Annotated in this window: 27 protein-coding genes; 15 read left to right on the forward strand and 12 right to left on the reverse strand. The window is 59.5% G+C overall.

Going from position 1 to position 24,925, the window contains the following annotated elements; all coding sequences use genetic code 11:
• A partial coding sequence (locus IAE48_RS24190; protein ID WP_233631711.1) for a hypothetical protein occupies positions 1–255 on the forward strand: 255 nt, incomplete at its 5' end.
• Here the strand turns inward: IAE48_RS24190 and flhA are convergent.
• From flhA to hypA, 6 genes are read right to left on the reverse strand one after another with little or no spacing between them, the layout of a single operon-like run.
• A complete protein-coding gene (flhA, locus tag IAE48_RS22300) occupies positions 227–2,308 on the reverse strand; it encodes a formate hydrogenlyase transcriptional activator FlhA (RefSeq protein ID WP_200135623.1) in 2,082 nt (693 codons plus the stop codon). The genes IAE48_RS24190 and flhA overlap by 29 nt on opposite strands.
• Before the next feature lie 43 nt (positions 2,309–2,351).
• Positions 2,352–3,362 (reverse strand): hydrogenase expression/formation protein HypE, encoded by a 1,011-nt coding sequence (gene hypE, locus IAE48_RS22305; protein ID WP_200135624.1) that lies wholly within the window; start codon positions 3,360–3,362, stop codon positions 2,352–2,354.
• Positions 3,359–4,480, reverse strand: coding sequence for a hydrogenase formation protein HypD (gene hypD / locus IAE48_RS22310; protein ID WP_200135625.1), 1,122 nt, complete (start codon positions 4,478–4,480; stop codon positions 3,359–3,361). The genes hypE and hypD overlap by 4 nt, the downstream gene beginning before the upstream one ends.
• Positions 4,480–4,752: a HypC/HybG/HupF family hydrogenase formation chaperone gene (locus tag IAE48_RS22315; RefSeq protein ID WP_042718782.1), complete on the reverse strand. Its 273-nt coding sequence runs from the start codon at positions 4,750–4,752 to the stop codon at positions 4,480–4,482. Before IAE48_RS22315 ends, hypD begins: the two co-directional genes overlap by 1 nt.
• Positions 4,743–5,615 carry a hydrogenase nickel incorporation protein HypB gene (gene hypB / locus IAE48_RS22320; protein ID WP_200135626.1) on the reverse strand — a complete coding sequence of 291 codons (873 nt, stop codon included), beginning with the start codon at positions 5,613–5,615 and terminating at the stop codon, positions 4,743–4,745. Before hypB ends, IAE48_RS22315 begins: the two co-directional genes overlap by 10 nt.
• A 3-nt stretch (positions 5,616–5,618) precedes the next feature.
• A complete protein-coding gene (gene hypA, locus IAE48_RS22325; protein ID WP_023480549.1) occupies positions 5,619–5,966 on the reverse strand; it encodes a hydrogenase maturation nickel metallochaperone HypA in 348 nt (115 codons plus the stop codon).
• Between the two features lie 197 nt (positions 5,967–6,163).
• Between hypA and hycA the strand changes: the two genes are divergently transcribed.
• The 9 genes from hycA (at position 6,164) to hycI (ending at position 13,978) form a co-directional block, all read left to right on the forward strand.
• Positions 6,164–6,631 carry a formate hydrogenlyase regulator HycA gene (gene hycA, locus IAE48_RS22330; protein WP_200135627.1) on the forward strand — a complete coding sequence of 156 codons (468 nt, stop codon included), beginning with the start codon at positions 6,164–6,166 and terminating at the stop codon, positions 6,629–6,631.
• A 94-nt stretch (positions 6,632–6,725) separates the two neighbouring features.
• Positions 6,726–7,334: a 4Fe-4S dicluster domain-containing protein gene (locus IAE48_RS22335; protein WP_200135628.1), complete on the forward strand. Its 609-nt coding sequence runs from the start codon at positions 6,726–6,728 to the stop codon at positions 7,332–7,334.
• Positions 7,331–9,145 carry a formate hydrogenlyase subunit 3 gene (hycC, locus tag IAE48_RS22340; RefSeq protein WP_200135629.1) on the forward strand — a complete coding sequence of 605 codons (1,815 nt, stop codon included), beginning with the start codon at positions 7,331–7,333 and terminating at the stop codon, positions 9,143–9,145. Before IAE48_RS22335 ends, hycC begins: the two co-directional genes overlap by 4 nt.
• Positions 9,146–9,147: 2 nt before the next feature.
• The gene (locus IAE48_RS22345) at positions 9,148–10,074 is read left to right on the forward strand and encodes a respiratory chain complex I subunit 1 family protein (RefSeq protein ID WP_200135630.1); all 927 of its coding nucleotides are present in this window, start codon (positions 9,148–9,150) and stop codon (positions 10,072–10,074) included.
• Positions 10,075–10,086: 12 nt separating this feature from the next.
• Positions 10,087–11,796, forward strand: a complete 1,710-nt coding sequence (gene hycE / locus IAE48_RS22350; RefSeq protein WP_094421840.1) for a formate hydrogenlyase subunit HycE — start codon at positions 10,087–10,089, stop codon at positions 11,794–11,796.
• Between the two features lie 17 nt (positions 11,797–11,813).
• The gene (locus tag IAE48_RS22355) at positions 11,814–12,356 is read left to right on the forward strand and encodes a formate hydrogenlyase complex iron-sulfur subunit (RefSeq protein ID WP_023480689.1); all 543 of its coding nucleotides are present in this window, start codon (positions 11,814–11,816) and stop codon (positions 12,354–12,356) included.
• Positions 12,356–13,120, forward strand: a complete 765-nt coding sequence (locus tag IAE48_RS22360) for an NADH-quinone oxidoreductase subunit B family protein (RefSeq protein ID WP_054804324.1) — start codon at positions 12,356–12,358, stop codon at positions 13,118–13,120. Before IAE48_RS22355 ends, IAE48_RS22360 begins: the two co-directional genes overlap by 1 nt.
• Positions 13,120–13,530, forward strand: a complete 411-nt coding sequence (locus IAE48_RS22365) for a formate hydrogenlyase maturation HycH family protein (RefSeq protein WP_200135631.1) — start codon at positions 13,120–13,122, stop codon at positions 13,528–13,530. The genes IAE48_RS22360 and IAE48_RS22365 overlap by 1 nt, the downstream gene beginning before the upstream one ends.
• A complete protein-coding gene (hycI, locus tag IAE48_RS22370) occupies positions 13,523–13,978 on the forward strand; it encodes a hydrogenase maturation peptidase HycI (protein WP_200135632.1) in 456 nt (151 codons plus the stop codon). Before IAE48_RS22365 ends, hycI begins: the two co-directional genes overlap by 8 nt.
• Here the strand turns inward: hycI and IAE48_RS22375 are convergent.
• Positions 13,975–14,928, reverse strand: a complete 954-nt coding sequence (locus IAE48_RS22375; RefSeq protein ID WP_094421838.1) for a diguanylate cyclase — start codon at positions 14,926–14,928, stop codon at positions 13,975–13,977. The two genes, hycI and IAE48_RS22375, sit on opposite strands and share 4 nt — an antisense overlap.
• A gap of 167 nt (positions 14,929–15,095) precedes the next feature.
• Here IAE48_RS22375 and IAE48_RS22380 point away from each other — a divergent pair, with 167 nt between their 5' ends.
• Entirely contained in the window at positions 15,096–15,956 is an 861-nt protein-coding gene (locus IAE48_RS22380; protein WP_200135633.1) for an aldo/keto reductase family oxidoreductase, read from the forward strand.
• 264 nt (positions 15,957–16,220) lie between these two features.
• Here IAE48_RS22380 and IAE48_RS22385 read toward each other — a convergent pair whose 3' ends face one another.
• Positions 16,221–17,216: a LacI family DNA-binding transcriptional regulator gene (locus tag IAE48_RS22385; RefSeq protein ID WP_200135634.1), complete on the reverse strand. Its 996-nt coding sequence runs from the start codon at positions 17,214–17,216 to the stop codon at positions 16,221–16,223.
• A gap of 30 nt (positions 17,217–17,246) precedes the next feature.
• Positions 17,247–19,106: a beta-glucoside-specific PTS transporter subunit IIABC gene (locus IAE48_RS22390; RefSeq protein ID WP_200135635.1), complete on the reverse strand. Its 1,860-nt coding sequence runs from the start codon at positions 19,104–19,106 to the stop codon at positions 17,247–17,249.
• Between the two features lie 218 nt (positions 19,107–19,324).
• On the opposite strand from IAE48_RS22390, the gene IAE48_RS22395 reads away from it, so the two are divergent.
• Genes IAE48_RS22395 through IAE48_RS22410 form a run of 4 tightly spaced genes read left to right on the forward strand, consistent with a single transcriptional unit; the run spans position 19,325 to position 21,301 of the window.
• Positions 19,325–19,639, forward strand: a complete 315-nt coding sequence (locus IAE48_RS22395) for an antibiotic biosynthesis monooxygenase (RefSeq protein WP_023480622.1) — start codon at positions 19,325–19,327, stop codon at positions 19,637–19,639.
• Between the two features lies 1 nt (position 19,640).
• Positions 19,641–20,033, forward strand: a complete 393-nt coding sequence (locus tag IAE48_RS22400) for an amino acid-binding protein (RefSeq protein ID WP_200135636.1) — start codon at positions 19,641–19,643, stop codon at positions 20,031–20,033.
• The gene (locus IAE48_RS22405) at positions 20,030–20,734 is read left to right on the forward strand and encodes a helix-turn-helix transcriptional regulator (protein ID WP_200135637.1); all 705 of its coding nucleotides are present in this window, start codon (positions 20,030–20,032) and stop codon (positions 20,732–20,734) included. Before IAE48_RS22400 ends, IAE48_RS22405 begins: the two co-directional genes overlap by 4 nt.
• A 33-nt stretch (positions 20,735–20,767) precedes the next feature.
• Entirely contained in the window at positions 20,768–21,301 is a 534-nt protein-coding gene (locus IAE48_RS22410; RefSeq protein WP_200135638.1) for a hypothetical protein, read from the forward strand.
• A gap of 36 nt (positions 21,302–21,337) precedes the next feature.
• Here IAE48_RS22410 and IAE48_RS22415 read toward each other — a convergent pair whose 3' ends face one another.
• The 3 genes from IAE48_RS22415 to IAE48_RS22425 form a co-directional block, all read right to left on the reverse strand.
• Complete coding sequence (locus IAE48_RS22415; protein WP_200135639.1) at positions 21,338–21,745, reverse strand: putative T6SS immunity periplasmic lipoprotein; 408 nt, start codon at positions 21,743–21,745, stop codon at positions 21,338–21,340.
• Positions 21,746–22,126: 381 nt separating this feature from the next.
• The gene (locus IAE48_RS22420; protein ID WP_200135640.1) at positions 22,127–23,941 is read right to left on the reverse strand and encodes a glycoside hydrolase family 15 protein; all 1,815 of its coding nucleotides are present in this window, start codon (positions 23,939–23,941) and stop codon (positions 22,127–22,129) included.
• Positions 23,942–24,025: 84 nt separating this feature from the next.
• A complete protein-coding gene (locus IAE48_RS22425) occupies positions 24,026–24,919 on the reverse strand; it encodes an SDR family oxidoreductase (protein WP_023480577.1) in 894 nt (297 codons plus the stop codon).
• Positions 24,920–24,925: the final 6 nt, after the last annotated feature.

The raw sequence follows: 24,925 nt of genomic DNA on the forward strand, positions 1-24,925 counted from the left end.
CCAGACCTTGTCATTCACGCTTCGGTTCGCCGATTTCAGCGGGGACACAACTCCCTCGCTGTGAGACTTGATGTAAAGGGAAAATCTGTGTTGCTGAAGGAGTGCCTGATGGCGGCTGCGCCTTATCAGGCCTACAAAACCCTGTTTCTGAAACGGCGTAGGCCGGATAAGCGCAAGCGCCATCCGGCATTGGCGTTCAAAAAGGTTGCCGGATGGCACCTGAACCTTATCCACCCGACAAATCATCCTTATTAATCCCGAGCCGTTTCATACGGGAGAGCAGCGTCGTGCGCTTCAGCCCCAGCCGCTGCGCGGCGCCTTTTGGCCCGGCGACCACGCCGTTGGTCTCCTTTAACACGCGCACAATCAGCTGATACTCATCCTCCCCGTCGCGCGGCGACTCGGCGGGCGGCGTCGCGGGCATGGGCGGCATGGCGATCTCCGCCATCGAAAGCTGCAACACATTGCCGCGCGTCAGCAGCACCGCGCGCTCAATCATATTCTCCAGCTCGCGCACATTCCCCGGCCACTCCATCGCGCTTAGCACCCGCAGGGTTTCCGCCGGAATACTGTCGATATTGCGCCCCATCTTGCGGGCGATTTTGAAAGTGAAGGCTTTCACCAGCAGCGGAATATCTTCCGGGCGCTCGCGCAGCGACGGAAGCTGGATAGGGAACACATTCAGACGGTAGTAAAGATCGCTGCGAAACTCGCGATCGGCGACCATCTTCTTCAGATCGCGATTGGTGGCGGCGATCAACCGCACATCGGTGCGGATCAATTTGTTACTGCCGAGCCGCTCAAACTCCTGCTCCTGCAACACGCGCAGCAGCTTCGGTTGCAGCTCGAGCGGCATATCGCCCACCTCATCAAGAAACAGCGAGCTCTTATCCGCCAGCTCAAAGCGGCCGATGCGCTGGGCGCTGGCACCGGTAAACGCACCGCGCTCATGGCCAAAAAGATCGCTCTCCATCAATCCGGCCGGCATCGCCGCGCAGTTCATCTTCACCATCCGGCGGCTGTTGCGCTCGCTCAGGTTGTGGATAGCGCGGGCAATCAGCTCCTTACCGGTGCCGGTTTCGCCGAGGATCAGCACCGTGCTGTTACTGCGCGCCACCATCTCCACCTGTTTCAGCACCCGCGACATCGCCTCGCTGCGGCCGATGATCTCGCCGAATTCGCTGTCGACCTTATTAAGCTGCTCGGTCAGCGCGAGGTTCTCATCCACCAGCCGCTCCTTCAGGCGATGGATCTCCTGGTAGGCCAGCGCGTTATCCACCGCAATAGCGATACGCTCGGCGATCTGGCGCAGCAGCTTGAGGTTCGCCTGGGTAAAGACCTCCTTCTGGCACTGCGCCAGCTTCAGCACGCCGAGCAAATTTTTGCCCGACATCAGCGGCAGCAGGCAGAGCGTCTGGATCTGGTTGCCCCAGGTCTCAAACAGCATCCGCTCATAGGGGGCAAGCTTGTCGCGCTCGTGCAGGTTGAGCAGCAGCATCTCTTTACTCAGGAACACGCGCTCCGTCAGCGTGCCCGCCTCGTCCGCTTCCTGGGTTTCATGCGTCGGATTGGCCTCATCAAGGTAGTGCGTGGAGTAGATGGTCAGCTTGCCTTTGCGGCTACCGCGCAGCACCAGGCTGATGGCGTCAATGCCGAAGTAGTAGTGGATCTCTTTGGCGACTTCGCTCACCAGCTCATCCATATGCAGCCGCGAGAGCACGGCGTTGGTAATGGCGACCAGAATGCGGTAATCGTTGCGCTCCTGGCTGAGCAGGGCATAGTCCGGCGTGCGCCGGTCGCGGGTCTGCAACTGTTCAGCCACCACCGCGACTAGCTGCGTCAGCGTATTAAGGCGCTCCAGCTCGCGCTCGCTCCAGGGCTGGTCATCGTAGCGGAAGAACTCGCAGCCGCCGAAAATCTGCCCCTCCGCCGCCAGCGGCAGCAGCGCGTAGTGGGCGAAGGGCGGGTAAAGCCCGCTTGCGGCAAGGACGGGCCAGGTCTCATTAAACAGCTCCGCCGTGCAGTGCAGCGCCTGAGGGTGCGAGAGAATATGCCGCACCGGCCCGCTCGCCAGCAGCGCCTGATCGCCATACTCCGCGCCCTTTTCCGTTGTCTGAACACTGTAGCGGCTCGCCCGGTGGCTATCCGCATGCCACAGCACAATCGCCGCGCCCTGCGCCAGCCCCGCCTGACGCGCCAGCCGCGCCAGCGTTTCGCTGAGCGCCGCCACGTTCGGCTGCTGTAATAATATCCGCGTGATATCGAAAAGCCCTTGCTGTCCGAGATCGCTCATCGGTGTATACGACATTTTGCTCATCCAGAAACACACCAACTGGTGTGAAAAATAACAACTAGCAGATCCGCGGTAACGGCTCCGCATGGGGGAGATCTAACAGGCGTTTCACGCCGTAAAGCCCGGCTGACCGCACGCCCTGTTGTTCGACGACTTCGCCAATCATCGCGGCATCTTTACCTAAAGGGTGGGCGCGTAAGCGGCTGAGCGCCAGTTCGGCGCTGTCGCGCGCAACGGCGATCACCAGTTTGCCTTCATTGGCGAAGTTAAGCGCATCCAGCCCCAGCAGTTCACACACGCCGCGCACCGCCGGGTTAATTGGCAATTTGCTCTCTTGTAATTCAATGCCATACCCGCAGGCGGCGGCAAACTCATGCACTACCGCGTTGACGCCACCACGCGTTGCGTCGCGCAGGGCTTTGATGCCGGGCAGCTCGCGCAGCGTCTCAATTAACGGCGTCAGCACCGCGCAGTCGCTGCTTAACTCACCGTCCAGCCCCAGCCCTTCACGCAGGTTGAGGATCGTCGCGCCGTGGTCGCCCAGCGTGCCGCTTGCCAGCAGTACATCGCCCGGCTGTAACGAGGCCGCCGCCCAGTGAAGGGTGGCGGGGATCGCGCCAATACCGGCGGTATTAATAAACAGCTTATCCGCCGCGCCGCGCTGCACCACTTTGGTGTCGCCAGTGACGATGGCGATCCCGGCGCTGCGGGCCGTTGCCGCCATGCTCTCCACCACCTGTTTCAGGGTTGCCATCGAGAGCCCCTCTTCGAGGATAAAGCCGCAGGAGAGGTAGCGCGGGATCGCGCCGCTGACCGCCACATCATTGGCGGTGCCGCAGACGGCGAGTTTGCCGATATCACCGCCGGGGAAAATCAGCGGATCAATCACATAGCTGTCGGTAGAGAAGGCAAGCCTGTCGCCGCCCGCCGCCAGCGCGGTGAGATCGAGGCGTGCCTGATCCTCCTGCTCCGCCAGCCAGGGGTTGGCGAAGGCCTGCATAAAGAGTTCGCCTATCAGTTGCTGCATCGCCTGGCCGCCGCTGCCGTGCGCCATCTGAACCTCATTCATACTTCACACTCCTGAGCACGATAGTGATACCAGGCAGCGCATGCTCCTTCAGAGGAGACCATCAGCGCGCCAAAGGTGCTTTGTGGATTACAGGTGTTGCCAAACAGCGGGCAGTGGTGCGGTTTGCAGCGCCCGGTCAGCACGTCGCCGCAGCGGGCGCGCGGGTCGTCATAGACCTGCTGCATGGCTGGCTGGAAATGGGCTTCGGCATCAAAACGCTGATAGGGAGCGGTCAGATGCACGCCCGACTCGCCAATCATCCCCAGCCCGCGCCACTCGCTGTCGCCGCGCACGGTGAACACCTCGGCAATCGCCTCTTGCGCACGCCGGTTGCCCTCATCCGGCACTACGCGGCGATACTGATTCTCCACCTGGCTTTGGGCGGCAATTTTCTGTTCGACCAGCATCAGCACGCCCTGTAACAGGTCGAGCGGTTCAAAACCGGCGACCACCAGCGGGCGCTGAAACTCATCGGTGATAAAGGTATAGGCGTCGGTGCCAATCACCATGCTGACGTGACCGGGCGCGAGAAAGGCGTCAATGCCGTTATCGGGCTGCTCAAGCAGGCTGCGCAGGGTCGGGATCAGCGTGATGTGCTGGCAGAAGAACCAGAAGTTGTTGATATCCCGCGCCTTCGCCTGCTGTAGCGTAATCGCGGTGGCGGGCATGGTGGTTTCGAAGCCGAGGCCAAAAAAGACCACCTTACGCTGCGGGTTTTTCTCCGCCAGCGCCAGCGCATCGAGCGGCGAGTAGACAATGCGCACATCCGCACCGCGCGCCTTCGCCTGTAACAGTGAGCCGTTTTTGCCCGGCACGCGAATGGCGTCGCCAAAGGTGCAGAAGATCACCTCCGGGTGGCTGGCGATCTCCACGCAGGTGTCGATGCGCCCCATCGGCAGGACGCAGACCGGGCAGCCGGGACCGTGGATAAACTCAATATTCTCCGGCAGCAGCTGGTCGAGGCCAAATTTGAAAATGGCATGCGTGTGGCCACCGCACACCTCCATAATACGCAGCGGTCGCGCGGCGGTGTAAGCCAGTGCGTTAGCGCGTTCACGCAGGCGGGCGATAAGCTGCATCACCTGCTCCGGCGCGCGGTATTCATCGACAAAGCGCATTATCCCTCCTCGCCGTAGAGCAGCGCGCCGACATCCGGCTCAACATCAAACATGTTTTGCAGCGCCGCCAGCGTTTCGCGCGCTTCCGCTTCGTTGATGATGCTCATGGCAAAGCCGACGTGCACCAGCACCCACTGGCCGATACGCGAGCGACCCTGCTCATCTTCACTGCCGACCAGCGTTAAATCGACATTACGCTGGATGCCGCTGACATCAACTTTCGCCTGCAGGCCGTCAATGGCGCAGATTTGCCCCGGAACGCCTATGCACATCGTTGCGCCTCCAGCCACTCAAGCCACGCGTCCATGCCGTCGCCTTTGGTGGCGGAAACCAGCAGGATCTCAATCTCCGGGTTCACCTCCCGCGCGTAGGCGATGCACTGCTCAACATCGAAGTTGAGGTAGGGAAGCAGATCGACTTTGTTGAGTAACATCAGCGAGGCGGCGGCGAACATATGCGGATATTTGAGCGGCTTATCCTCCCCTTCAGTTACCGAGAGCACCGCCACTTTATGCCGTTCGCCGAGGTCAAAACTCGCCGGGCAGACCAGATTGCCGACGTTCTCAATAAACAGGATGCCCTGCTCGGCCAGCGGCAGACGCGGCGCGGCATCGGCAATCATCTGCGCGTCGAGGTGGCAGCCTTTGCCGGTATTCACCTGAATCGCCGGGGTGCCGGTGGCGCGGATGCGCGCGGCGTCGTTAACGGTTTGCTGATCGCCCTCAATCACCGCGCAGGGGAGGCGGTTTTTCAGGCGCAGCAGGGTTTCCGTGAGCAGGGTGGTTTTGCCGGAGCCGGGGCTGGAGACGAGATTCAGCACCAGCTGCTGGCGGGCCGCGAAGCGCGCGCGGTTGCGGGCGGCGATGCGGTTGTTCTTATCCAGCACGTCGATCTCAACTTCCAGCATCCGCCGCTGGCTGATGCCCGGCGCGTGGGTTCCCGCTGCGCCGTGACCATAATGCAGGTCGCCTTCGTCGAGCTGAGTTGGGCTGAACGCATCGGTTTTGACCCCGGTAATGGTCAGCGCCGGGCGCGTCGCCGGGGCGAAGGGGGCGCTGCGAAAGGCGGAGTGGGAGTTATGTTCATCGCCTTCTATATAGCGGTTTCCATCCTGACAACCACATGTCGTACACATTGCTTACTCCTCAATTTCCAGTCGCTGAATTTGCATACCGTCGTCGGCGACGATCTGCAACTGGTCGCTGTGGCATTGTGGACAGCGGCGTACACGCTGACTGAGTAACGTCACATACTGCTGGCAGGACTCACACCAGCACTCGGCCTGTTGTTGTTCGATATGCAGTCTACAACCTTCCGCCAGGCTGCCGCGGCAGACCAGATCAAAACAAAACGTTAAAGCGTCCGTTTCGACGCAAGAAAATGCGCCCACCTTCAGCCAGACGCCGGTGACCTTGCGTGCGCCATTTGCCGCCGCCTGTTGTTCAATCACCTCCAGCGCGCGCTGGCACAACGTGATTTCATGCATAACGCCTCCTTATCATTTCCCCTGCTAATGCAATAACAGTGCCACTCCCGATTTAGTCAGGGTGACGATGACGACAATGACGAGATGACACGTCGAAATTCGCCTTTATTTTTATAAAAACTATAAGAATCAATTAATTAAAAACTGGCATGGATGATGCTTATCAGCAGTTGTTTCAATTAAGCGGGTAAGCTGAGATGACGATTTGGGAAATTAGCGAAAAGGCGGATTACATCGCAGGACGGCACCACCGTCTGCAAGAGGCGTGGCGCAGTTACTGCAATACGCTGGTTCAGGGCATTACGCTCGCCAAAGCGCGTTTGCACCACACCATCGGCTGTGCGCCGGAGCAGCAGCTCTGCTTCGTGCTGTTCGATCACTTCACGGTTTATATCACCCTGAGCGGCGGCTTTAACGGCCACACCATTGAGTACGCGATTGCCAATAAAGGCAGTGAAGAGAAGCGTTTAATCGCCGAGGCGCGACTCACCAGCGACGGAAAAATTGATGGTCTGTTTGAGGTCCGCGATCGCGAAAAGGTGCTTGAGCACTACCTCGGCAAACTCGCCACCGTCTACGACAACCTCTATGCCGCAATGGAAGCCGATACGCCGGTCAACCTCACCACCCTTGCCCGCGACGGGCACTCGCCGGTGCTGGCCTGAGCTGGAGTGTCGACAGGTGTCGACATGACACCCATCGACATGTTTCGTCAAAAATGACTGCCCGTAAGCGGGCGACTCACCTGAGGATCGACTGGTGAACCGTTTTGTAATTGCCGACCCGGCGCTCTGTATTGGCTGCCACACCTGCGAGGCGGCCTGCGCCGAGACGCACCGCGCGTATGGATTGCAGGCGATGCCGCGCCTGCGCGTTATGCGCAGCCAACATGAATCCGCGCCGCAGCAGTGCCACCACTGTGAAGATGCGCCCTGCGCCGGGGTCTGCCCGGTGAACGCCATCAACCGCGAGGATGGCGCAGTGCAGCTCAATGAGAGCCTCTGCGTCAGCTGTAAGCTCTGCGCGATTGCCTGTCCGTTCGGCGCGATTGAGTTTTCCGGCAGCCGTCCGCTGGATATTCCGGCCAACGTCAACACGCCGAAAGCGCCCGCCGCGCCGCCGATGCCTGCGAAAGTGAGCTCGCTGCTCGACTGGGTGCCGGGCGTGCGCGCCATCGCCGTGAAGTGCGACCTCTGCTACTTCGACGCCGACGGCCCGGCCTGCGTGCGCATGTGTCCGACCAAGGCGCTGCACCTGGTCAGCCCGCACGATATCAATCGCGCCAGCCGCCGCAAACGCGAGCAGACCCTTAATAGCGATTACGGCGATCTGGCGCGGTTTGCGCAGAATAACGGGAGTGCAAAATGACGCTTTTCTCTTTGCTGAGCGCAGCGGTCGTCACACTGAGCGGTGCTGCGCTGCTGGCGGGCCTGCTGAGCGCGTTCAAACCCCTGAGTGGCTTCTTCGCGGGGCTGGGCGGTGCGGCGGGCTGTCTGCTGGCAACGGCGGCTGGTCTTGGTGCGCTGCTCGACGGGCAAACCGTGAGCGGTATTGTGCCGCTCATCAACCTTCATCTGTTACTCACGCCGCTCGGCGCCGTCTGGCTGCTGACGCTTGGCGTCTGCGGCTTCTTTATCAGCCTCTATAACCTGGCGTGGCATCGCCATCAGGCGGTAAAAGCCAATGGCCTGCTGATTAACCTCCTGCTGGCGGCGGCGATCTGCGCGGTGAGCGCAGCTAACCTCGGCGCGCTGGTGGTGATGGCGGAGATCATGGCGCTCTGCGCGGTGTTCCTCACCGGGTGCAGCGCCTCCGGCAAACTGTGGTTCGCCCTCGGGCGTCTCGGCACGCTGCTGCTGGCGCTGCTCTGCTGGCTGCTGTGGCAGCGCTACCAGACCCTCGATTTCAGCGTGTTGAGCCTGCACCCCCTGAGCGGCGGCCTCTGGCTGCTCGGCGTGATCGGTTTTGGCCTGCTGGCGGGGATTATCCCGCTGCACGCCTGGGTGCCGCAGGCCCATGCCAACGCCCCGGCCCCGGCGGCGGCGCTCTTCTCCGCCGTGGTGATGAAAGTTGGACTGTTCGGCATCCTGACGCTCTCTTTACTTGGCGGGCAACCGCCGCTGTGGTGGGGCGTGCTGCTGCTGGCGTTTGGTCTGCTGACCGCGTTTGTCGGCGGGCTGTATGCGCTGATGGAGCACAACATCCAGCGGCTGCTGGCTTACCACACGCTGGAGAATATCGGCATTATCCTGCTCGGCCTTGGCGCGGGCATCAGCGGGCTTGCGCTGCGCCAGCCTGCGCTGGTGGCGCTCGGGCTGGTCGGCGGTCTCTATCATCTTTTCAACCACAGCCTGTTTAAAAGCACGCTGTTTCTCGGCGCGGGCGCGCTCTGGTTTGCTACCGGTTTTCGCGATATCGAAAAACTGGGCGGCCTCGGTAAACGCATGCCGCTTATCTCACTGGCGATGCTGGTTGGCCTGATGGCGATGGCCGCGCTGCCGCCGCTCAACGGTTTCGCCGGCGAGTGGGTGATCTACCAGGCCTTCTTCCGCTTAAGCGCCAGCGGCAATTTTCTTCTGCAAGTGATGGGGCCGCTGCTGGCGGTCGGGCTGGCCATCACTGGCGCGCTGGCGGTGATGTGCATGGCGAAAGTCTATGGCGTCACCTTCCTTGGCGCACCGCGCAGCGCGCAGGCGGAAAACCCGCGCCCGCTGCCGTGGCTAATGAGTGTAAGCGTGGCGGCGCTGGCGATCTGCTGTGTGATTGGCGGGGTTGCCGCGCCGTGGCTGCTGCCGCGCCTGTTCACTGCCGTGCCGCTGCCGCTTGAAACGGCGAACACCGTGGTGTCGCAACCGATGATTGCCCTGCTGCTGATTGCCGCGACGCTGCTGCCGCTGGTGCTGCTCCTGCTGCTGAAGGGCGACCGTCTGCCGCCCCGCAGCAGGGGGGCGGCGTGGGTGTGTGGTTACGACCATGAAGCGTCGATGGTCATCACCGCCCACGGTTTTGCGATGCCGGTTAAAGCGGCCTTCGCGCCGGTACTCGCGCTGCGCAAATGGCTGGAGCCAACGCTGTCGCTGCCCGTCTGGCGGGGCGACGCCGCGCCGCTGCTGTTTCGTCGCCTGGCGCTGATTGAGCTGGCGGTGCTGGTGGTTGTGGTGATTTCCCGAGGAGCCTGAAGATGAGTTTTCTGTTTGCTGTTGTACAGGCGCTGGTGCTGTTCGCCCTTGCGCCGCTGCTTTCCGGCATTAGCCGCGTGGCGCGTGCGCGTCTGCATAACCGGCGCGGGCCGGGGGTGCTGCAGGAGTATCGCGATCTGTTCAAACTGCTCGGGCGGCAGAGCATTGCCCCGGCGGCCTCCGGCTGGGTCTTTCGCCTGACGCCGCTGGTGATGGTTGGCGTGATGCTGACGATTGCCACCGCGCTGCCGGTAGTGACGGTGGCCTCACCGCTGCCGCTGCTCGGCGATCTGATCACGCTTATCTACCTCTTCGCCATTGCCCGCTTCTTTTTCGCCATCGCCGGGCTGGATACCGGTAGCCCCTTCACCGGGCTGGGTGCCAGCCGCGAAGCGATGCTCGGCGTGCTGGTGGAGCCGATCCTGCTGTTGGGGTTGTGGGTGGCGGCGCTGGTCGCCGGGTCGACCCATATCACCCACATTACCAACACCGTTTATCACTGGCCGCTGCACGCCAGCCTGCCGCTCTTTCTTGCGCTCTGCGCCTGCGCCTTCGCCACCTTTATTGAGATGGGCAAGCTGCCGTTCGATCTGGCGGAAGCGGAGCAGGAGTTGCAGGAGGGGCCGCTCTCCGAGTACAGCGGCAGCGGTTTCGCCATCCTCAAGTGGGGCATCAGCCTGAAACAGCTGGTGGTGCTGCAACTGTTTGTCGGCATCTTTTTACCCTGGGGGCAGATGACCGCCTTCAGCATTGGCGGTCTGCTGCTGGCGCTGGTTGTCGCGCTGCTGAAACTGCTGCTCGGCGTGCTGGTTATCGCCCTGTTTGAAAACAGCATGGCGCGCCTGCGTTTTGTTGCCGCCTCGCGAGTCACCTGGGCCGGTTTCGGCGTCGCCTTCCTGGCCTTTGTCTCCTTGCTGGCGACCTATTAAGAGAGTTCATCTATGTCTGAAGAAAAGATCGGCCAACACTACCTTGCCGCGCTGCATGAAAAATTCCCCGGCGTGGTGCTGGAGAGCGCATGGCAGACGAAGGATCAGCTGACCCTGACCATCAAAATCAACTACCTGCCGGAAGTGGTCGAGTTCCTCTACTACCAGCAGGGCGGCTGGCTGTCGGTGCTGTTTGGCAACGATGAGCGCAAGCTCAACGGCCACTTCGCCGTTTACTACGTGTTGTCGATGGAGCAGGGCGTGAAGTGCTGGATCACCGTGCGCGTCGAAGTGGATGCCCTGAAACCGGAGTACCCCTCCGTCACGCCGCGCGTGCCGGCGGCGGTGTGGGGCGAGCGCGAAGTGCGCGATATGTATGGCCTGATCCCGGTAGGCCTGCCCGATGAGCGCCGTCTGGTGCTGCCCGATGACTGGCCGGATGAACTCTATCCGCTGCGCAAAGACAGCATGGATTACCGCCAGCGCCCCGCACCAACCACCGATGCGGAAACCTACGAGTTCATCAACGAACTGGGCGATAAGAAGAACAATGTGGTGCCAATTGGCCCGCTGCACGTCACCTCTGACGAACCGGGCCATTTCCGCCTGTTTGTCGATGGTGAGAACATTATCGACGCCGATTACCGCATGTTCTATGTCCACCGCGGCATGGAAAAACTGGCGGAGACCCGCATGGGTTACAACGAGGTGACCTTCCTGTCGGATCGCGTCTGCGGCATCTGCGGCTTTGCCCACAGCACCGCTTACACCACCTCGGTGGAGAACGCGATGGGCATTGTGGTGCCAGAGCGTGCGCAGATGATCCGCGCCATTTTGCTTGAGGTGGAGCGCCTGCACTCCAACCTGCTTAACCTCGGCCTTGCCTGCCACTTTGTCGGCTTTGACTCCGGCTTTATGCAGTTCTTCCGCGTGCGTGAAACCTCGATGAAGATGGCGGAAATTCTCACCGGGGCGCGTAAAACCTACGGCCTGAACCTGATTGGCGGTATCCGTCGCGACATGCTGAAGGATGAGATGATCCAGACCCGCCAGCTGGCGCAGCAGATGCGCCGCGATGTGCAGGAGCTGGTCGATATGCTGTTAAGCACGCCGAATATTGAGCAGCGCACGGTCGGCATTGGCCGCCTCGATCCGCAAATCGCCCGCGACTTTAGCAACGTTGGCCCGATGGTGCGCGCCAGCGGCCACGCCCGCGACACCCGCGCCGATCACCCGTTTGTCGGCTACGGCCTGCTGCCAATGACCGTTCATACCGAGCAGGGCTGCGATGTCATTTCGCGCCTGAAAGTGCGCATCAACGAAGTCTTTACCGCCCTGAATATGATTGATTTCGGTCTCGATAATCTGCCCGGCGGCCCGCTGATGGTCGAGGGCTTTACCTATATTCCGCACCGCTTTGCTCTTGGCTTTTCCGAAGCGCCGCGCGGAGATGATATCCACTGGAGCATGACCGGCGACAACCAGAAACTCTACCGCTGGCGCTGCCGCGCGGCGACCTACGCCAACTGGCCAACCCTGCGCTATATGCTGCGCGGCAATACCGTCTCTGACGCGCCGCTGATTATCGGCAGCCTCGATCCCTGCTACTCCTGCACCGACCGCATGACGGTGGTGGATGTGCGCAAGAAAAAGAGCCAGGTGGTGCCCTACAAAGAGCTGGAGCGCTACAGCATTGAGCGTAAGCACTCGCCGCTGAAATAGAAGGAGCGTTGCAAGCCATGTTTACCTTTATCAAAAAAGTGATCAAAACCGGTGCGCCGACAAGCGACTATCCGCTGTCGCCGATGCCGGTTGATAAAAATTTTCGCGGTAAGCCGCAGCACAACCCGCAGCAGTGCATCGGCTGCGCGGCGTGCGTCAACGCCTGCCCCTCTAATGCGCTGACGGTTGAGACCGATCTCGCCACCGGCGAGCAGGCCTGGCAGTTTAATCTTGGGCGCTGCATCTTCTGCGCCCGCTGCGAAGAGGTCTGCCCGACGGCGGCGATTACCCTGTCGCAGGAGTATGAGCTGGCGGTGTGGAATAAGGCCGACTTTCTGCAACAGTCGCGCTTTGAGCTGTGCCAGTGCCGCGAATGCGCGCGCCCCTTTGCCGTGCAGAAAGAGATCGATTACGCCATCGCGCTGCTGGCGCATAACGGCGACACCCGCGCCGAAGCGCACCGCGCCAGCTTTGAAACCTGCCCGGCCTGTAAACGCCAGCAGTGCCTGGTGCCAACCGACCGGATTGAATTGACCCGCCACATGAGAGAGGCCAGCTAATGAGCCAGCTTATTGGACCGCGCGACGCAGAGGGCATTCCGCTGCCCATGACGGTGGAGGAGTCCATCGCCAGCATGAAAGCTTCGCTGCTGAAGAAGATCAAACGCTCAGCCTACGTCTACCGCGTGGATTGCGGCGGCTGCAACGGCTGCGAAATTGAGATTTTCGCTACCCTCTCGCCGCTGTTCGATGCTGAACGCTTCGGTATCAAGGTAGTGCCGTCGCCACGTCACGCCGATATTTTGCTGTTTACCGGTGCGGTCACCCGCGCGATGCGCTCCCCGGCGTTACGCGCCTGGCAATCGGCGCCCGATCCGAAGATCTGCATCTCCTACGGTGCCTGCGGCAATAGCGGCGGGATCTTCCACGATCTCTACTGCGTCTGGGGCGGAACGGACAAGATCGTGCCGGTCGATGTCTATATTCCCGGCTGCCCGCCGACGCCTGCCGCCACGCTGTATGGCTTTGCGATGGCGCTCGGGCTGCTGGAGCAGAAAATTCACGCTCGTCTGCCCGGCGAACTGGACGATCAACCGGCGGAGATCCTCCATCCGCAGATGGTGCAGCCGCTGCGGGTCAAAGTGGATCGCACCGCGCGTCGGCTGGCGGGTTATCGCTATGGCCGCCAGATTGCCGATGACTACCTGCGCCTGCGCACCCTCGGTGAGCATGAAGTGATGAACTGGCTGGCGCAGGAGAACGATCCGCGCCTGACGGAGATTGTCAGCCACCTTAACCAGGTGGTGCAGGAGGCGAAAATCTGATGAGTGAAACGGTGGTCTTTAGCCAGCTGCGGCGCAAATTTATCGATGAAAACGAGGCGACGCCGCCGCAGGCGCAACAGGTGGTCTACTACAGTCTGGCTATTGGCCACCATCTTGGGGTGATCGACTGTCTGGAGGCGGCGCTCACCTGCTCGTGGGACGACTATCTGTTGTGGATCGCCACCCTTGAAGCGGGCAGCGAGGCGCGGCGGAAAATGGAAGGGGTGCCGCGCTATGGCGAAATCGTGATCGACAGTACGCATGTGATGCTGCTGGCGAACGCGTTTGACCGCGCGCTGGCGCAGCAAAGTGAAACGCAGCAGGCGTGGAGCCGCGAGCTGTTGTCGATGCTGCATGACATTTACCAGGAGAGCGCCATCTATCTGATGGTCAGGAGGTTACGTGACTGACGTTTTACTCTGTGTCGGCAACAGCATGATGGGCGACGATGGCGCAGGCCCGCTGCTGGCGGAGATGTGCGCCGCTAAACCTGCGGGAGAGTGGCGGGTGATTGATGGCGGTAGCGCGCCGGAGAATGATGTCGCCGCGATCCGCGATTTGCGCCCGGCGCGGTTGCTGCTGGTCGACGCTACCGATATGGGGCTTAACCCCGGCGAGATCCGCGTGGTTAACCCGGACGACATCGCCGAGATGTTTATGATGACCACCCACAATATGCCGCTCAACTACCTGATCGATCAGCTGAAAGAGGATGTTGGCGAGGTGATTTTTCTTGGCATTCAGCCCGATATCGTCGGCTTTTACTACCCGATGACGCCGGCGGTGAAGGCGGCGGTAGAGACGATCTATCAGCGGCTTGAGGACTGGCAAGGGCAGGGCGGTTTCGCCACCCTTTAACGCCGACGTTTTTCCGCGTACATCACTTTGCCGCTCTCCTCCAGCATATCGCGCAGGGTGGTGTACTTCTCATCCTGCTCAATCACGCCGTGGGAGTAGTTGATGTGGTAGTTTTTGCCGCCGCTCACCTCCAGCGTGTCCATTCGCGTTTGCAGATCGAAGAGGAAGGCATCGACATCGTGCTCGGCGCTGTTGCTGAGTAGCACGGCAAACTCCCCGCCGCCCATGCGCGCGGCGATATCCTGCTCCTGCAGGCATTTCGTCAGCGTGCTGGCGAAGGTTTTCACCACCGCATCCCCCTCTTTACTGCCCAGCACTTCATTGATCGACTTCAGGTTGTCGATGCTGAAATAGAGCAGGCTGAAGGGGGTGTTGTGCTCTTTCGACAAGGTGAAGCGCTTCTCGCCGGAGCGGTAAAAGCCGCGGCTGTTCGGCATGCCGGTCAGGGCATCGGTCATCGCCATACTGAGGATTAAAAACTCATCTTCGACGATGGCGGCGAAATCGAGCAGGGTGTTGATCTCCGCGCTGGAGAAGGGGCGCGGGTAGGTATCAATAATGCAGATGGTACCGGCAATGGCGCCATCCGGCAGACGCACCGGGCAACCGGCGTAGAAACGCACCCACGGCTCGCCGGTGACAAAGGGGTTATCGGCAAAGCGCGTATCCATCTGGGTATCTTTCACAATAAAGACGCCCTCTTCGAGAATGGCGTGGGCGCAGAAAGAGAGGTTACGCGGGGTTTCGTGGGTATCAATGCCGCCGCGAGAGAGCAGCCACTGGCGATCGCGATCGAGCAGGCTAATCACCGCAATCGGCACATCGAAGGTGGTTTTCGCCATGCGGGTTAAGCGGTCGAAGCGTTCGTCATCTTTTTTATCAAGCAGATCCATCATGTATAAAGAGTGCAGACGCTCTTTTTCGTTGACTGGCATAGCTGGAAAAATCATATGACATCCTCGAGAAGGCCCGTTTTCTCAAGTGTAGACATTTCTTGTAACGATTGCGTTATATATCCATGGCTTGAGGGGCGCCTTTACCCTTCGCACAAAAGGTGCATTGCCGCCTTCAGACGCGCCGCCTACAATCGACTGACTTAACACACAGGAGCAATGCTATGTCTGAACTTTCGCTGACTTATCGTCTGGGCGACAACGAAGTGGGTCGTCTGGGTTATGGTGCAATGCAGCTCGCAGGCCCTGGCGTGTTTGGCCCGCCGGCCGACGAAGCGCGCGCGTTGCAGGTACTGCGCGATGCGGTGGCCGCCGGGGTGAATCATATTGATACCAGTGATTTTTACGGCCCGCACGTCACCAATAAATTGATTAAGCAGGCGCTGCATCCCTACCCGGATAACCTGACGATTGTCACCAAAGTCGGCGCGCGCCGCGATGAGAAAGCCAACTGGCTGCCCGCTTTTAGTGATGAAGAGCTGACCCGCGCGGTGGAAGATAACCTGCGCAATCTCGGGCTTGATGTGCTGGATGTGGTGAATCTGCGCGCGATGTTTAGCGCTCATGGCCCGGCGGAAGGGTCGCTGGAGGCACCGCTGGAGACCTTAATTAAGCTTAAAGATCGCGGCCTGATTCGCCATATTGGCCTCAGCAACGTGACGGCGAAGCAGGTGGCGGATGCGCAGAAGATGACGCCCATCGTCTGCGTACAGAATCTCTATAACGTAGCGAACCGCCAGGACGACGCGCTGATTGATAATCTGAATGAGCAGGGCATCGCCTTTGTGCCGTTCTTCCCGCTTGGCGGTTTTTCACCGCTGCAATCGAGTGAGCTGAATGCGGTGGCGGCGGAGCTTGATGCCACGCCCATGCAGGTGGCGCTGGCGTGGTTGTTACAGCGTTCACCCAATATTTTGCTGATCCCGGGCACCTCCTCTCCGCAGCATCTGCAGGAGAACCTCGCCAGCGCGAAGCTGGTGTTGCCGCGCGAGGCGCTGGAGACGTTAAACAGCATCGGCGCGTAGCGCGCCAGGTATTGCCGGATGGCGGCTTTGCCTTATCCGGCCTACAAAGCTTTCAACCGATTCGGTTTACGTAGGCCTGATAAGCGCAGCGCCATCAGGCATTAAGCGGCGGTAATGCCGGATGGCGTCTCCCGCCTTATCCGGCCTACAAAACTCTCAACCGGTTCGGTTTGCGTAGGCCTGATAAGCGCAGCGCCATCAGGCATTAATCGGCGGTATTGCCGGATGGCGGCTTTGCCTTATCCGGCCTACAAAAATCAGGCATTACCCAACTTTAACCACCGACTCGCGGCACACCAACTCGCCCTGATGGGCGCGCGGGGGCGTTTCGTCCGGCAATAAAAGGATCGCCACCGCGTGGCGGATCATCTCATCCATCGGCACATGCAGGGTGGTGAGCGCCGGATTGTAATATTTGCCAATCACCGAATCATCGAACCCGGCAAGGGAAACATCCTCCGGCAGGCGCAGCCCGGCCTCCTGACACGCTTTTGCCACGCCAATCGCCATATCGTCATTCCCCGCCAGCACACAGCTGAACGGCACATTGCGCGCCAGCAGCTCGCGCCCGGCCTCATAACCGCTGTCGGTGCTCCAGCTTCCGCGCACCAGCAGCTGCGGATCCGGCTCGATTCCGGCGTTGCGCAGCGCCTGGTGATACCCCGCCAGACGGCTGTCGCCGGTCGGCGAACCCTCGGAACCGGCGACAAAGGCAATACGCGTATGCCCCTGCGCCAGCAGATATGCCACCATCCTTTCACTGCTCTGCCGGTGGTCAACAAACACGCACTGGCTGCGGTTGCGGCTCAGCTCGCGGTTGATCACCACAATCGGCGTCTCGCTGGTATCAATAATCTCGTCCAGCTCGTCGACCGTCAGGTATTTCGGGTAGATAAGGATCGCTTCACAGCGCAGCGACAGCAGCAGGTCGATAGCGTCGCGCTCCTCTTGCGCGCTGTGTTTTCCATCCGCCAGTACCAGCTGACGACCGTGCATTTCGCTGTCAGTCGCCGCATGGTAAATCATGCTGGAGAAGAACGGGCCGTTGTAGAGCCCGTTAGTGATCACCAGACCGACGGAGTTGGTTTTATTATTGGCAAGGTTGCGCGCCAGTTGGTTTGGCTTGTAACCCGTTTCGTCAATCGCCTGCATAATGCGGGCTTTAACCTCTTCGCGGACAAAGACTTTGCCGTTCAGCGCGCGCGATACCGTCGCTTTGGAGACGCCAGCCAGCCGTGCGACATCCAGTATCGTTACCATTCTTCATCCTCGCTCGTGTTATCTCTCTTGTCAGGCCAGCGACATCAGCGGCGCTCCCGCCGTGACGGCACCTTGTGACTGATGGTGAGTAAGCGTGAACTCATCGCTGTTCACCACCAGCACCGGCGTTGTTAAATCATACCCGGCCTGCTCAATTTTCGCCTTATCGAATGCCAGCAGAGGCGTGCCTGCTGTCACCCGGTCGCCCTCTTTCACCAGCGGCGTAAAGTATTGCCCCTGTAAATTAACGGTATTCAGGCCAACATGGATCAGTAATTCTGCGCCATTGTCACAGATCAGGCCGATAGCGTGATGGGAGTCAATTAATGTCGCGACCTGCGCATCGCACGGCGCAACCACTTTCCCCTCGGCGGGGACAATCGCGATGCCATCGCCCAGCACTTTGCCGGCAAACGCTTCATCTTTCACGCTCTCCAGCGCAATCACTTCGCCTTTAATCGGGCTGAGCATTTGCAGTGTGCCAACGGTAACTGTCGCCGGTTTCTGCTCTGCGGGCGTCTCTTCAACCGGATCGTCAAAGCCAACAAACTGCACCATCACCACGGTCAGCACAATCGCCGTCCCGGCACCGGCCAGTTCGCCAATAAAGGACATCGGCGCATCAGGGCTGATGGCGTTCACCAGCGTAAAGAGACCCGGCAGCGCGGCATAAGCATAATAGAGGCTGCCAAACAGGCTGGCGACCACTGCGCCGATGGCACCGCCAATACAGCCGCAGATAAAGGGCTTTTTAAAGCGCAGCGTAACGCCGTAAATCGCCGGTTCGGTAATACCAAAAATGGCGGTCACGCCCGCCGACAGCGAGGTGGCTTTCAGCTGTTTGTTACGGCTTTTGATAAACACGCCGAAGACCGCCGCCATCTGACCAATCACCGCGATGGTCTGGTAAGCCTGGAAGGAGTCATACCCTTGGGTGTCGAAGTTGGCCATGATCACCGGCGTAATACCCCAGTGCACGCCAAAAATCACAATCACCTGCCAGACGCCGCCAATAATCGCGGCCGCCAGCGCCGGAGCGGCATGGAACAGCGCGTTGTAGCCATTTGCCACGCCAATCGCCGCCCAACTGGTCAGCGGCCCAATCACAATCAGCGTCAGCGGCACAATCACTACAAAGCAGATAAGCGGCGTAAAGAGCGGGCTTACCACCTCCGGCAGCCATTTTTCCACCCGGCGCTCAAACCAAGACAGCGCCCAGACGAGGAACAGCGGCGGCAGTACCGAAGAGGTATAAACTGTTTCCGCCAGCGGGAAGAAGAGGAACTTCACTTCGTTACCGGCGGCGATTTTGCCCGCCAGCGCCGTCCACTCGGGGTTGATCAGCGCACAGCAGCAGAGCACGGCAATAAACGGGTTGCACTTAAAGTGGCGCGCGGCGGTGATAGCAATAAACACCGGCAGGAAGGCGAACGGCGTCCATGACATAAAGTTGAGCACCGCAAAGGTGCCGGTAGACTTGATATCCGCATCCGCAAGGCCGAGCAGGATCAACAAACCCTGTAAAATCCCGGCGGCGGCAAGAATATAGACGATTGGGGCAAACACCGCTGACATGGTGGCGATCACCGCATCGAGCCAGCGCGTTTTGGCTGGCGGCGCGTCATCGCCACGCTCTTTCACCATACCGCTCAGGGCGTTAAAAACATCGGCGACGTGGGTACCAATCACCACCTGGAATTGACCGCCGCTCTCAACGACCGCAATGACGCCGGGCAAGCTCTGCACGTTGTTTTTTGCCGTGGCGGGCGTTTCATTGAGGACAAGGCGCAGTCGTGTGGCGCAGCGGGAGAAGTTGCTGATGTTCTCTTCACCGCCGACCTCCCGCAGGATATCGCTCGCTAACTTATTGTAATCCCTGATAACGGCCATTTTTATTTACCTTTTATTATCGGAAACTGAGTAGGTGTAACTGGGTGAAACCGGTTTCATGCTAGCCTGGTGACGCTCTGCCGCAACCGGTTTCATGGAAAAGTGCGAACTGAATCACTCCTAAAAAAGAGGGGGTGCAGCGACATTTCGTTGCCGGGCGAAGCATCGCGTTGGGCGCTGCATAACACTGGCGAAACGGAACAGTGGAGGGAGTACTTATGATCGCAGTGTTATTTGAAGCGGATATTGCGCCTGGCGAGCAGCCGCGCTATATGCAACTTGCCGCAGAACTGAAGCCGCAACTGGCGGAGATTGACGGCTTTATCACTATTGAGCGTTTTCAGAGCCTGAGCACGGAGGGGAAGATTTTGTCCCTCTCCTGGTGGCGCGATGAGGCAGCGGTGATCGCCTGGAAGCAAAACGTCCTGCACCAGGCCGCGCAGGCAGAAGGGCAGCGCACCATCTTTTCGTTCTACCGCATTCGCGTCGCGCAGGTGTTTCGCGACTACACCTCGACCGACAGGAGAGCCTGATATGTACGATCTTCACGTGGTGCTGGATAACGCGCCCGGCTCGCTGGCGGCGCTTGGCGAAACGCTGGGTCGCAATGGCGTCGGTCTTGAGGGCGGCGGGGTGTTTACCGTTAACGCGCAGTGCCATGCTCACTTTCTGGTGGAAGAGGGGGAGCGCGCAGAGCAGGTGTTGAAGGCCGCAGGCTTTACGCTACAAAGTGTGCGAAAGCCGCTTATCCGCAAGCTAAAGCAGGAGAGGCCGGGCGAGCTGGGTGCAATTGCGCGCGCGCTGGCAAACGCCGGGATCAACATTGAGGTGCAGTACAGCGATCACGATAATCGCTTGATCCTGCTCACCGATAATGATCCACTGGCGCACGAGGTGACACAACATTGGGACGTTTCGAAAGTATGAGTTTACCTACCGACAATTCACCGCCAGTGCTGGAAACAGCCCTTGCCGCCATCGCCAGCGCCATGGCGGAACCGTCGCGCGCGCGGATGCTCTGTGCGCTGATGGATGGGCGGGCGTGGACCGCAACGGAGCTGTGCGCGGTGGTTGATATCGCCGCGTCAACGGCCAGCGCGCACTTAACCAAGTTACTAAACAGCGGGCTGCTGGTCTGCGTCTCGCAGGGGCGGCATCGCTACTACCGGCTGGCGGGCAGCGATGTCGCCGGGCTGCTGGAAAATATGATGGGTGTGTCGATGCGCGGTGCCAAAGCGCCCGCCACCCGCACGCCGCAAGCGCTACGCCGGGCGCGTACCTGTTACGATCACCTCGCCGGTGAGATCGCCGTTGGCATTTACAGCGTGATGCAGCGAGATGGGTGGATCACCGAAGCGGGTGATGCGGTAACCGAAACCGGCAGGCGCGAGCTTGCAAAACTCGGCGTAGCGCTCGACCCTCACACCCGCCGCAAACCCTGTAGCGCCTGCCTCGACTGGAGCGAGCGCCGCTTTCATCTCGGCGGCGATGCCGGTGCTGCGCTGCTTGTCGCCTTCGAACAGCGCGGCTGGCTGCAGCGCACGCCGGGCTACCGCGAAGTGACGATTACCGAAGAGGGAAGAAGCGCACTGTTTAGGGTGTTTGGTATAAAAAGCGCTGCGCAGTAAAGTTATGTCTCGTTTTAAAGCAAGGAAGGCTCAATGCGTATCATTGGTGTGACAACATTACTCGTAATCCTTTTTCTCAGCGCACCCGCGATAGCGGAGCCCACACAGCAAGCCTCTGAGCTGGTGAAAAAGTACACGCTGGCAGAGGCTGCGGATAAACCTGCCGTGTTAGAGAATTTCGACAAGCTCGCGCGCAAACATCCTGAAAATGTGAATGTTATTCGCAGTTATACCAGCCTGCTTGCTTCAAGAGGCGACTATCAGAAATCGCTCACTTATCTTGAGCCTTTTAACAGAGCTAACGCTAATCCATCATTATTGCTGCAAGAGTGCATGCTCAAAGAGCGTCTGGGTAAAAAAGAGGATGCGTGCTATCAACGTGTAATCAGCGAATCGGAAAGTAAGCATATTGAAAATATGGATTATCTGATGGCGCTGTTTTTTACCAACAACGATAAATTTCCGACGGTTAAGCAGCGTTTGTTAACAAAAAATCCGGCGCTAAGTGATGATTTCAATATCTTCTCGCAGGATAAACGCAGTGTACTGATGGTGATTTACCCGTAAGAGAATAAATATGAGCCCAGTCACTGGGCTCAAAAATTAGTTATCGCTAAATATTTCTGTATTACCGTTATTATCCCGAACGGCAAAGCCTACAGAGAATATGCGTGAAGAGGGGATTATCGCTTTCTCTCTTTTTTCGTCTGAGTCGAGGTAGACGGTGAAGTTATAGGAGTGCCCTTTTTCAAACTTATAGCCATAAGTCGGCATGCAACTGTCAGAGGTGGCCGCTATATCGTTGATATCATATTTTTCAAGCGCATTTTGCGGATTCCCGACTTCTGAGATTTTGACAGTCGCCACTTTTTCATCGCCTTCGGGTTGAACAAGAACACAAACATTATTCGCGACGGTAACAGCCTTAGCCCGTAGCTGCGGAGGCTGTGGGTTCTGATGGCAGGCTGCAAGCGATAATACTAACAGGCTTACTAACACCATTTTTTTCATCGGCTATTACCTTTGGTTTAAAAAGTGTGAAAGGTCATATTCCTACTGTTAAGAAGCCGTTGAGCTTTATTATCTCTTTGCTCATCACCTTCCTGGGTCGCCGAAATATAATCATCGTTTGAAGGGCTAAAGCCAGAGTCAAAATCTCAAAGCATCGGAATAAAATGTTTAATTTCGGCTTGTGTACTGTCTGAATCAAGTTCGAACATCCGCGGTTGTGACCATCCGCACTCGAAGTCGTCGCGTGTGTAGGCCGGATAAGGCAAAGCCGCCATCCGGCATGGCAGCAGATTGCTGCCTGATGGCGCTGCGCTTATCAGGCCTACGCAAACCCAATCATTTGTCGGCTGGATAAGGCAACGCCGCCATCCGGCGAACCTCTTACGAATGCTCCGTTATCGCCTGCGCGGCGCAGATCAGCGCCAGATGGCTCAACCCCTGCGGCAGGTTGCCGCTCCATTTTCCGGTGCGCACGTCGAACATCTCGTTGAAGGTTTCGACGTTGCCTTTATCGCAGATACACTCGAGGATCTCCTCCATCGCGGTTTTCGCGCACTCGATCTCGCCCATTGCCGCCCAGGCCTCCGCCAGCCAGAACGAACAGGCGACGAAGGTGTTCTCCTCCTCCTGCACGCCGCTGTAGCGGTAGGTCATGGCGCAGCCGTCGCCCAACTCTTCGCGGATTACGCGGTAGGTGGATAACATGCGCTGCGGATTAACGCTGTTGCCATAGCGGTGCACCAGCGCCAGCGACGCGTCGAGGCGATCCTCGCTTTGCGGGTAAAAGAGGTAGGCCTGTTTGTGCTCAGACCAGCAGTGCTCCTCAACCCAGTCGCGGATGCGGTCGCGCTCGCGCTCCCAGCGGCCTACCCAGGTCGGCTCAATATGCTTCTCGCGCGCCATCTCGACCGCGCGGTCGAGGGCCAGCCAGCAGGCCATTTTGGAGTGGGTATAGTGCTGATGCTCGGGCAGTTCCCAGATGCCGCAATCCTTTTGCCGCCAGTGATCGGCGCAGCAGTTCGCCAGTTCGCCCAGTAAACGTGACGTGCGCAGATCCAGCACATGCCCGGCGTTAACAAACAGCTGCGCCGTCGCCAGCATGTCGCCATACATACTCAGTTGCAGCTGATCGCGGGCGTTATTGCCGACGCGCACCGGGCGCGAATCTTTATAGCCACGCAGCGGCGGATAGGTCTCGGCGGGCACCGCTTCACCCTCCAGCGTGTAGCAAGCATGGAGCTGCACACCGTGGCGAATAATCGTTTTTGATAACCATGAGAAGGCGGCTTTGCACTCCTCCAGCGCGCCGAGAAAGGCGAAGGCTTTGATAATCAGGCAGGCATCGCGCACCCAGGCATAGCGGTAGTCATAGTTTTTCTCTTTGCCGACCCCTTCCGGGATCGACGTCGTTGCCGCTGCGGCAAGGGCACCGGTCGGCGAATACCAGAGAAACTTCAGCGCCAGCGCCGAACGCCCGACATGATTTTCATACGCCCCGCGGTAGCTGAGGCTTTTTGACCAGTCGACCCACGCGGTGTGGCTGGTCTCGATCCGCTCATCAATCGCCGCGAGATCCGGCACCGCCAGCGGCTCCTTCTCCGTCACCAGCAGCGCCACCAGCGTGCGGCTCTCGGGCGATGTGGTAAAGGTGCCGTGGATCTGCTCATCATCAACATCGACGATCGCCACATCCTCGCTGGTACGCAGCATCGCCATCAGATCGGCGATATGGTAGACGTTGCCGTGAGCGGTTTCGTTAAGCCACGGCGAGCAGGTTTCCGCCCGCGTGCCAAAGCGCAGGGAGAGCTTGATCTTCACCTCCCCCTCAAGGCCTTCAACGCGCCGCGCCAGCTCGCTCCACGGCAGGCGGCCTGCCAGCGTGCTGTTAATCGATTCGGTAATTAGCACTTTGCCGCTGTCGGTAGTGAAGGTGGTTTCCAGCACGTTACTGTCATCGCGATAGCGCCGCGTCACGCTGTAGGGCGCATCCGGCTCAAGCTGAAAAAAACCGCCGATATCGGGGTCGAGCAGGCGGTCAAACAGCGGGGCCGAATCAAGGTTGGGCGCGCACCACCAGTCAATCGAGCCATCCGGCGCAATCAGCGCCACGGAGCGGCCTTCGCCGATAGCCGCATAATCGCCCGCCTCGACAAAGCCATTTTCCCGCACGGGAGAGGTGTATTGCGCGTTCTTCACGGTCTGTTGTGTCCTGTTAAGAGGAGGGGAGAAGCGGACGTGGCCGCCGGGCGGCGACCACGAGATGCAGGATTGTGGCAATCCTTACAATGTGCCGGTACCCCCATCGGAGCACCATACCTGGCCGGAGCTATAGCTGCTTTCCGGCGACGCCATCGTGACGTACAGCGGCGCAATCTCAACCGGCTGGCCCGGGCGTTTCAGCGGTGCGCTGGCACCAAACTGCTGCACTTTCTCCTGCGGCTGACCGCCACTTGATTGCAGCGGTGTCCAGTAAGGACCCGGTGCCACGGCATTGACGCGAATACCTTTCTCGCCCAGCTGCTGCGCCAGGGATTTGGTAAAGGCGACAATCGAGGCTTTGGTCTGCGCGTAATCAAGCAGGATCGGGCTTGGCTGGTAGGCCTGCACCGAAGAGGTGTTGATGATGCTCGCGCCTTCCGGCAGGTGTTTCACCGCCGCTTTAGTGATCCAGAACATCGCGTAGACGTTGGTCTTAAAGGTGGCGTCGAAATCTTCCGTCGACAGGGTGAGGATCGATTCGTTGAACTGCTGGCGACCGGCGTTGTTCACCAGAATATCCAGCCCGCCAAGGCCTTTAACGGCTTCCTCTACCAGCTGCTGGCAGAAGGCTTCGGAGCGGATATCGCCCGGAATGGCAATCGCTTTGCGGCCTTCTGCTTCAATCAGTTTGATCACTTCTGCCGCATCGGACTCCTCTTCCGGCAGATAGTTAATCGCCACGTCGGCCCCTTCACGGGCATAGGCGATGGCGACAGCGCGACCAATACCAGAGTCACCCCCGGTGATCAGCGCTTTACGTCCGGTCAAACGGCCAGAACCGCGATAGCTGGTTTCGCCATGATCCGGCACCGGGATCATCTTGCTGGCAAGGCCAGGCGGCGTTTGCGGTTGCTCGGCAAAAGGAGGGGTCGGGTAGTGCGGCGCTAAAGGTCGTTTAGTGTTTTGCTCTGCCATGCTTGC

It is taken from the genome of Kosakonia sp. S57, assembly GCF_016516575.1.
Classification (GTDB): Bacteria; Pseudomonadota; Gammaproteobacteria; order Enterobacterales; family Enterobacteriaceae; genus Kosakonia; species Kosakonia cowanii.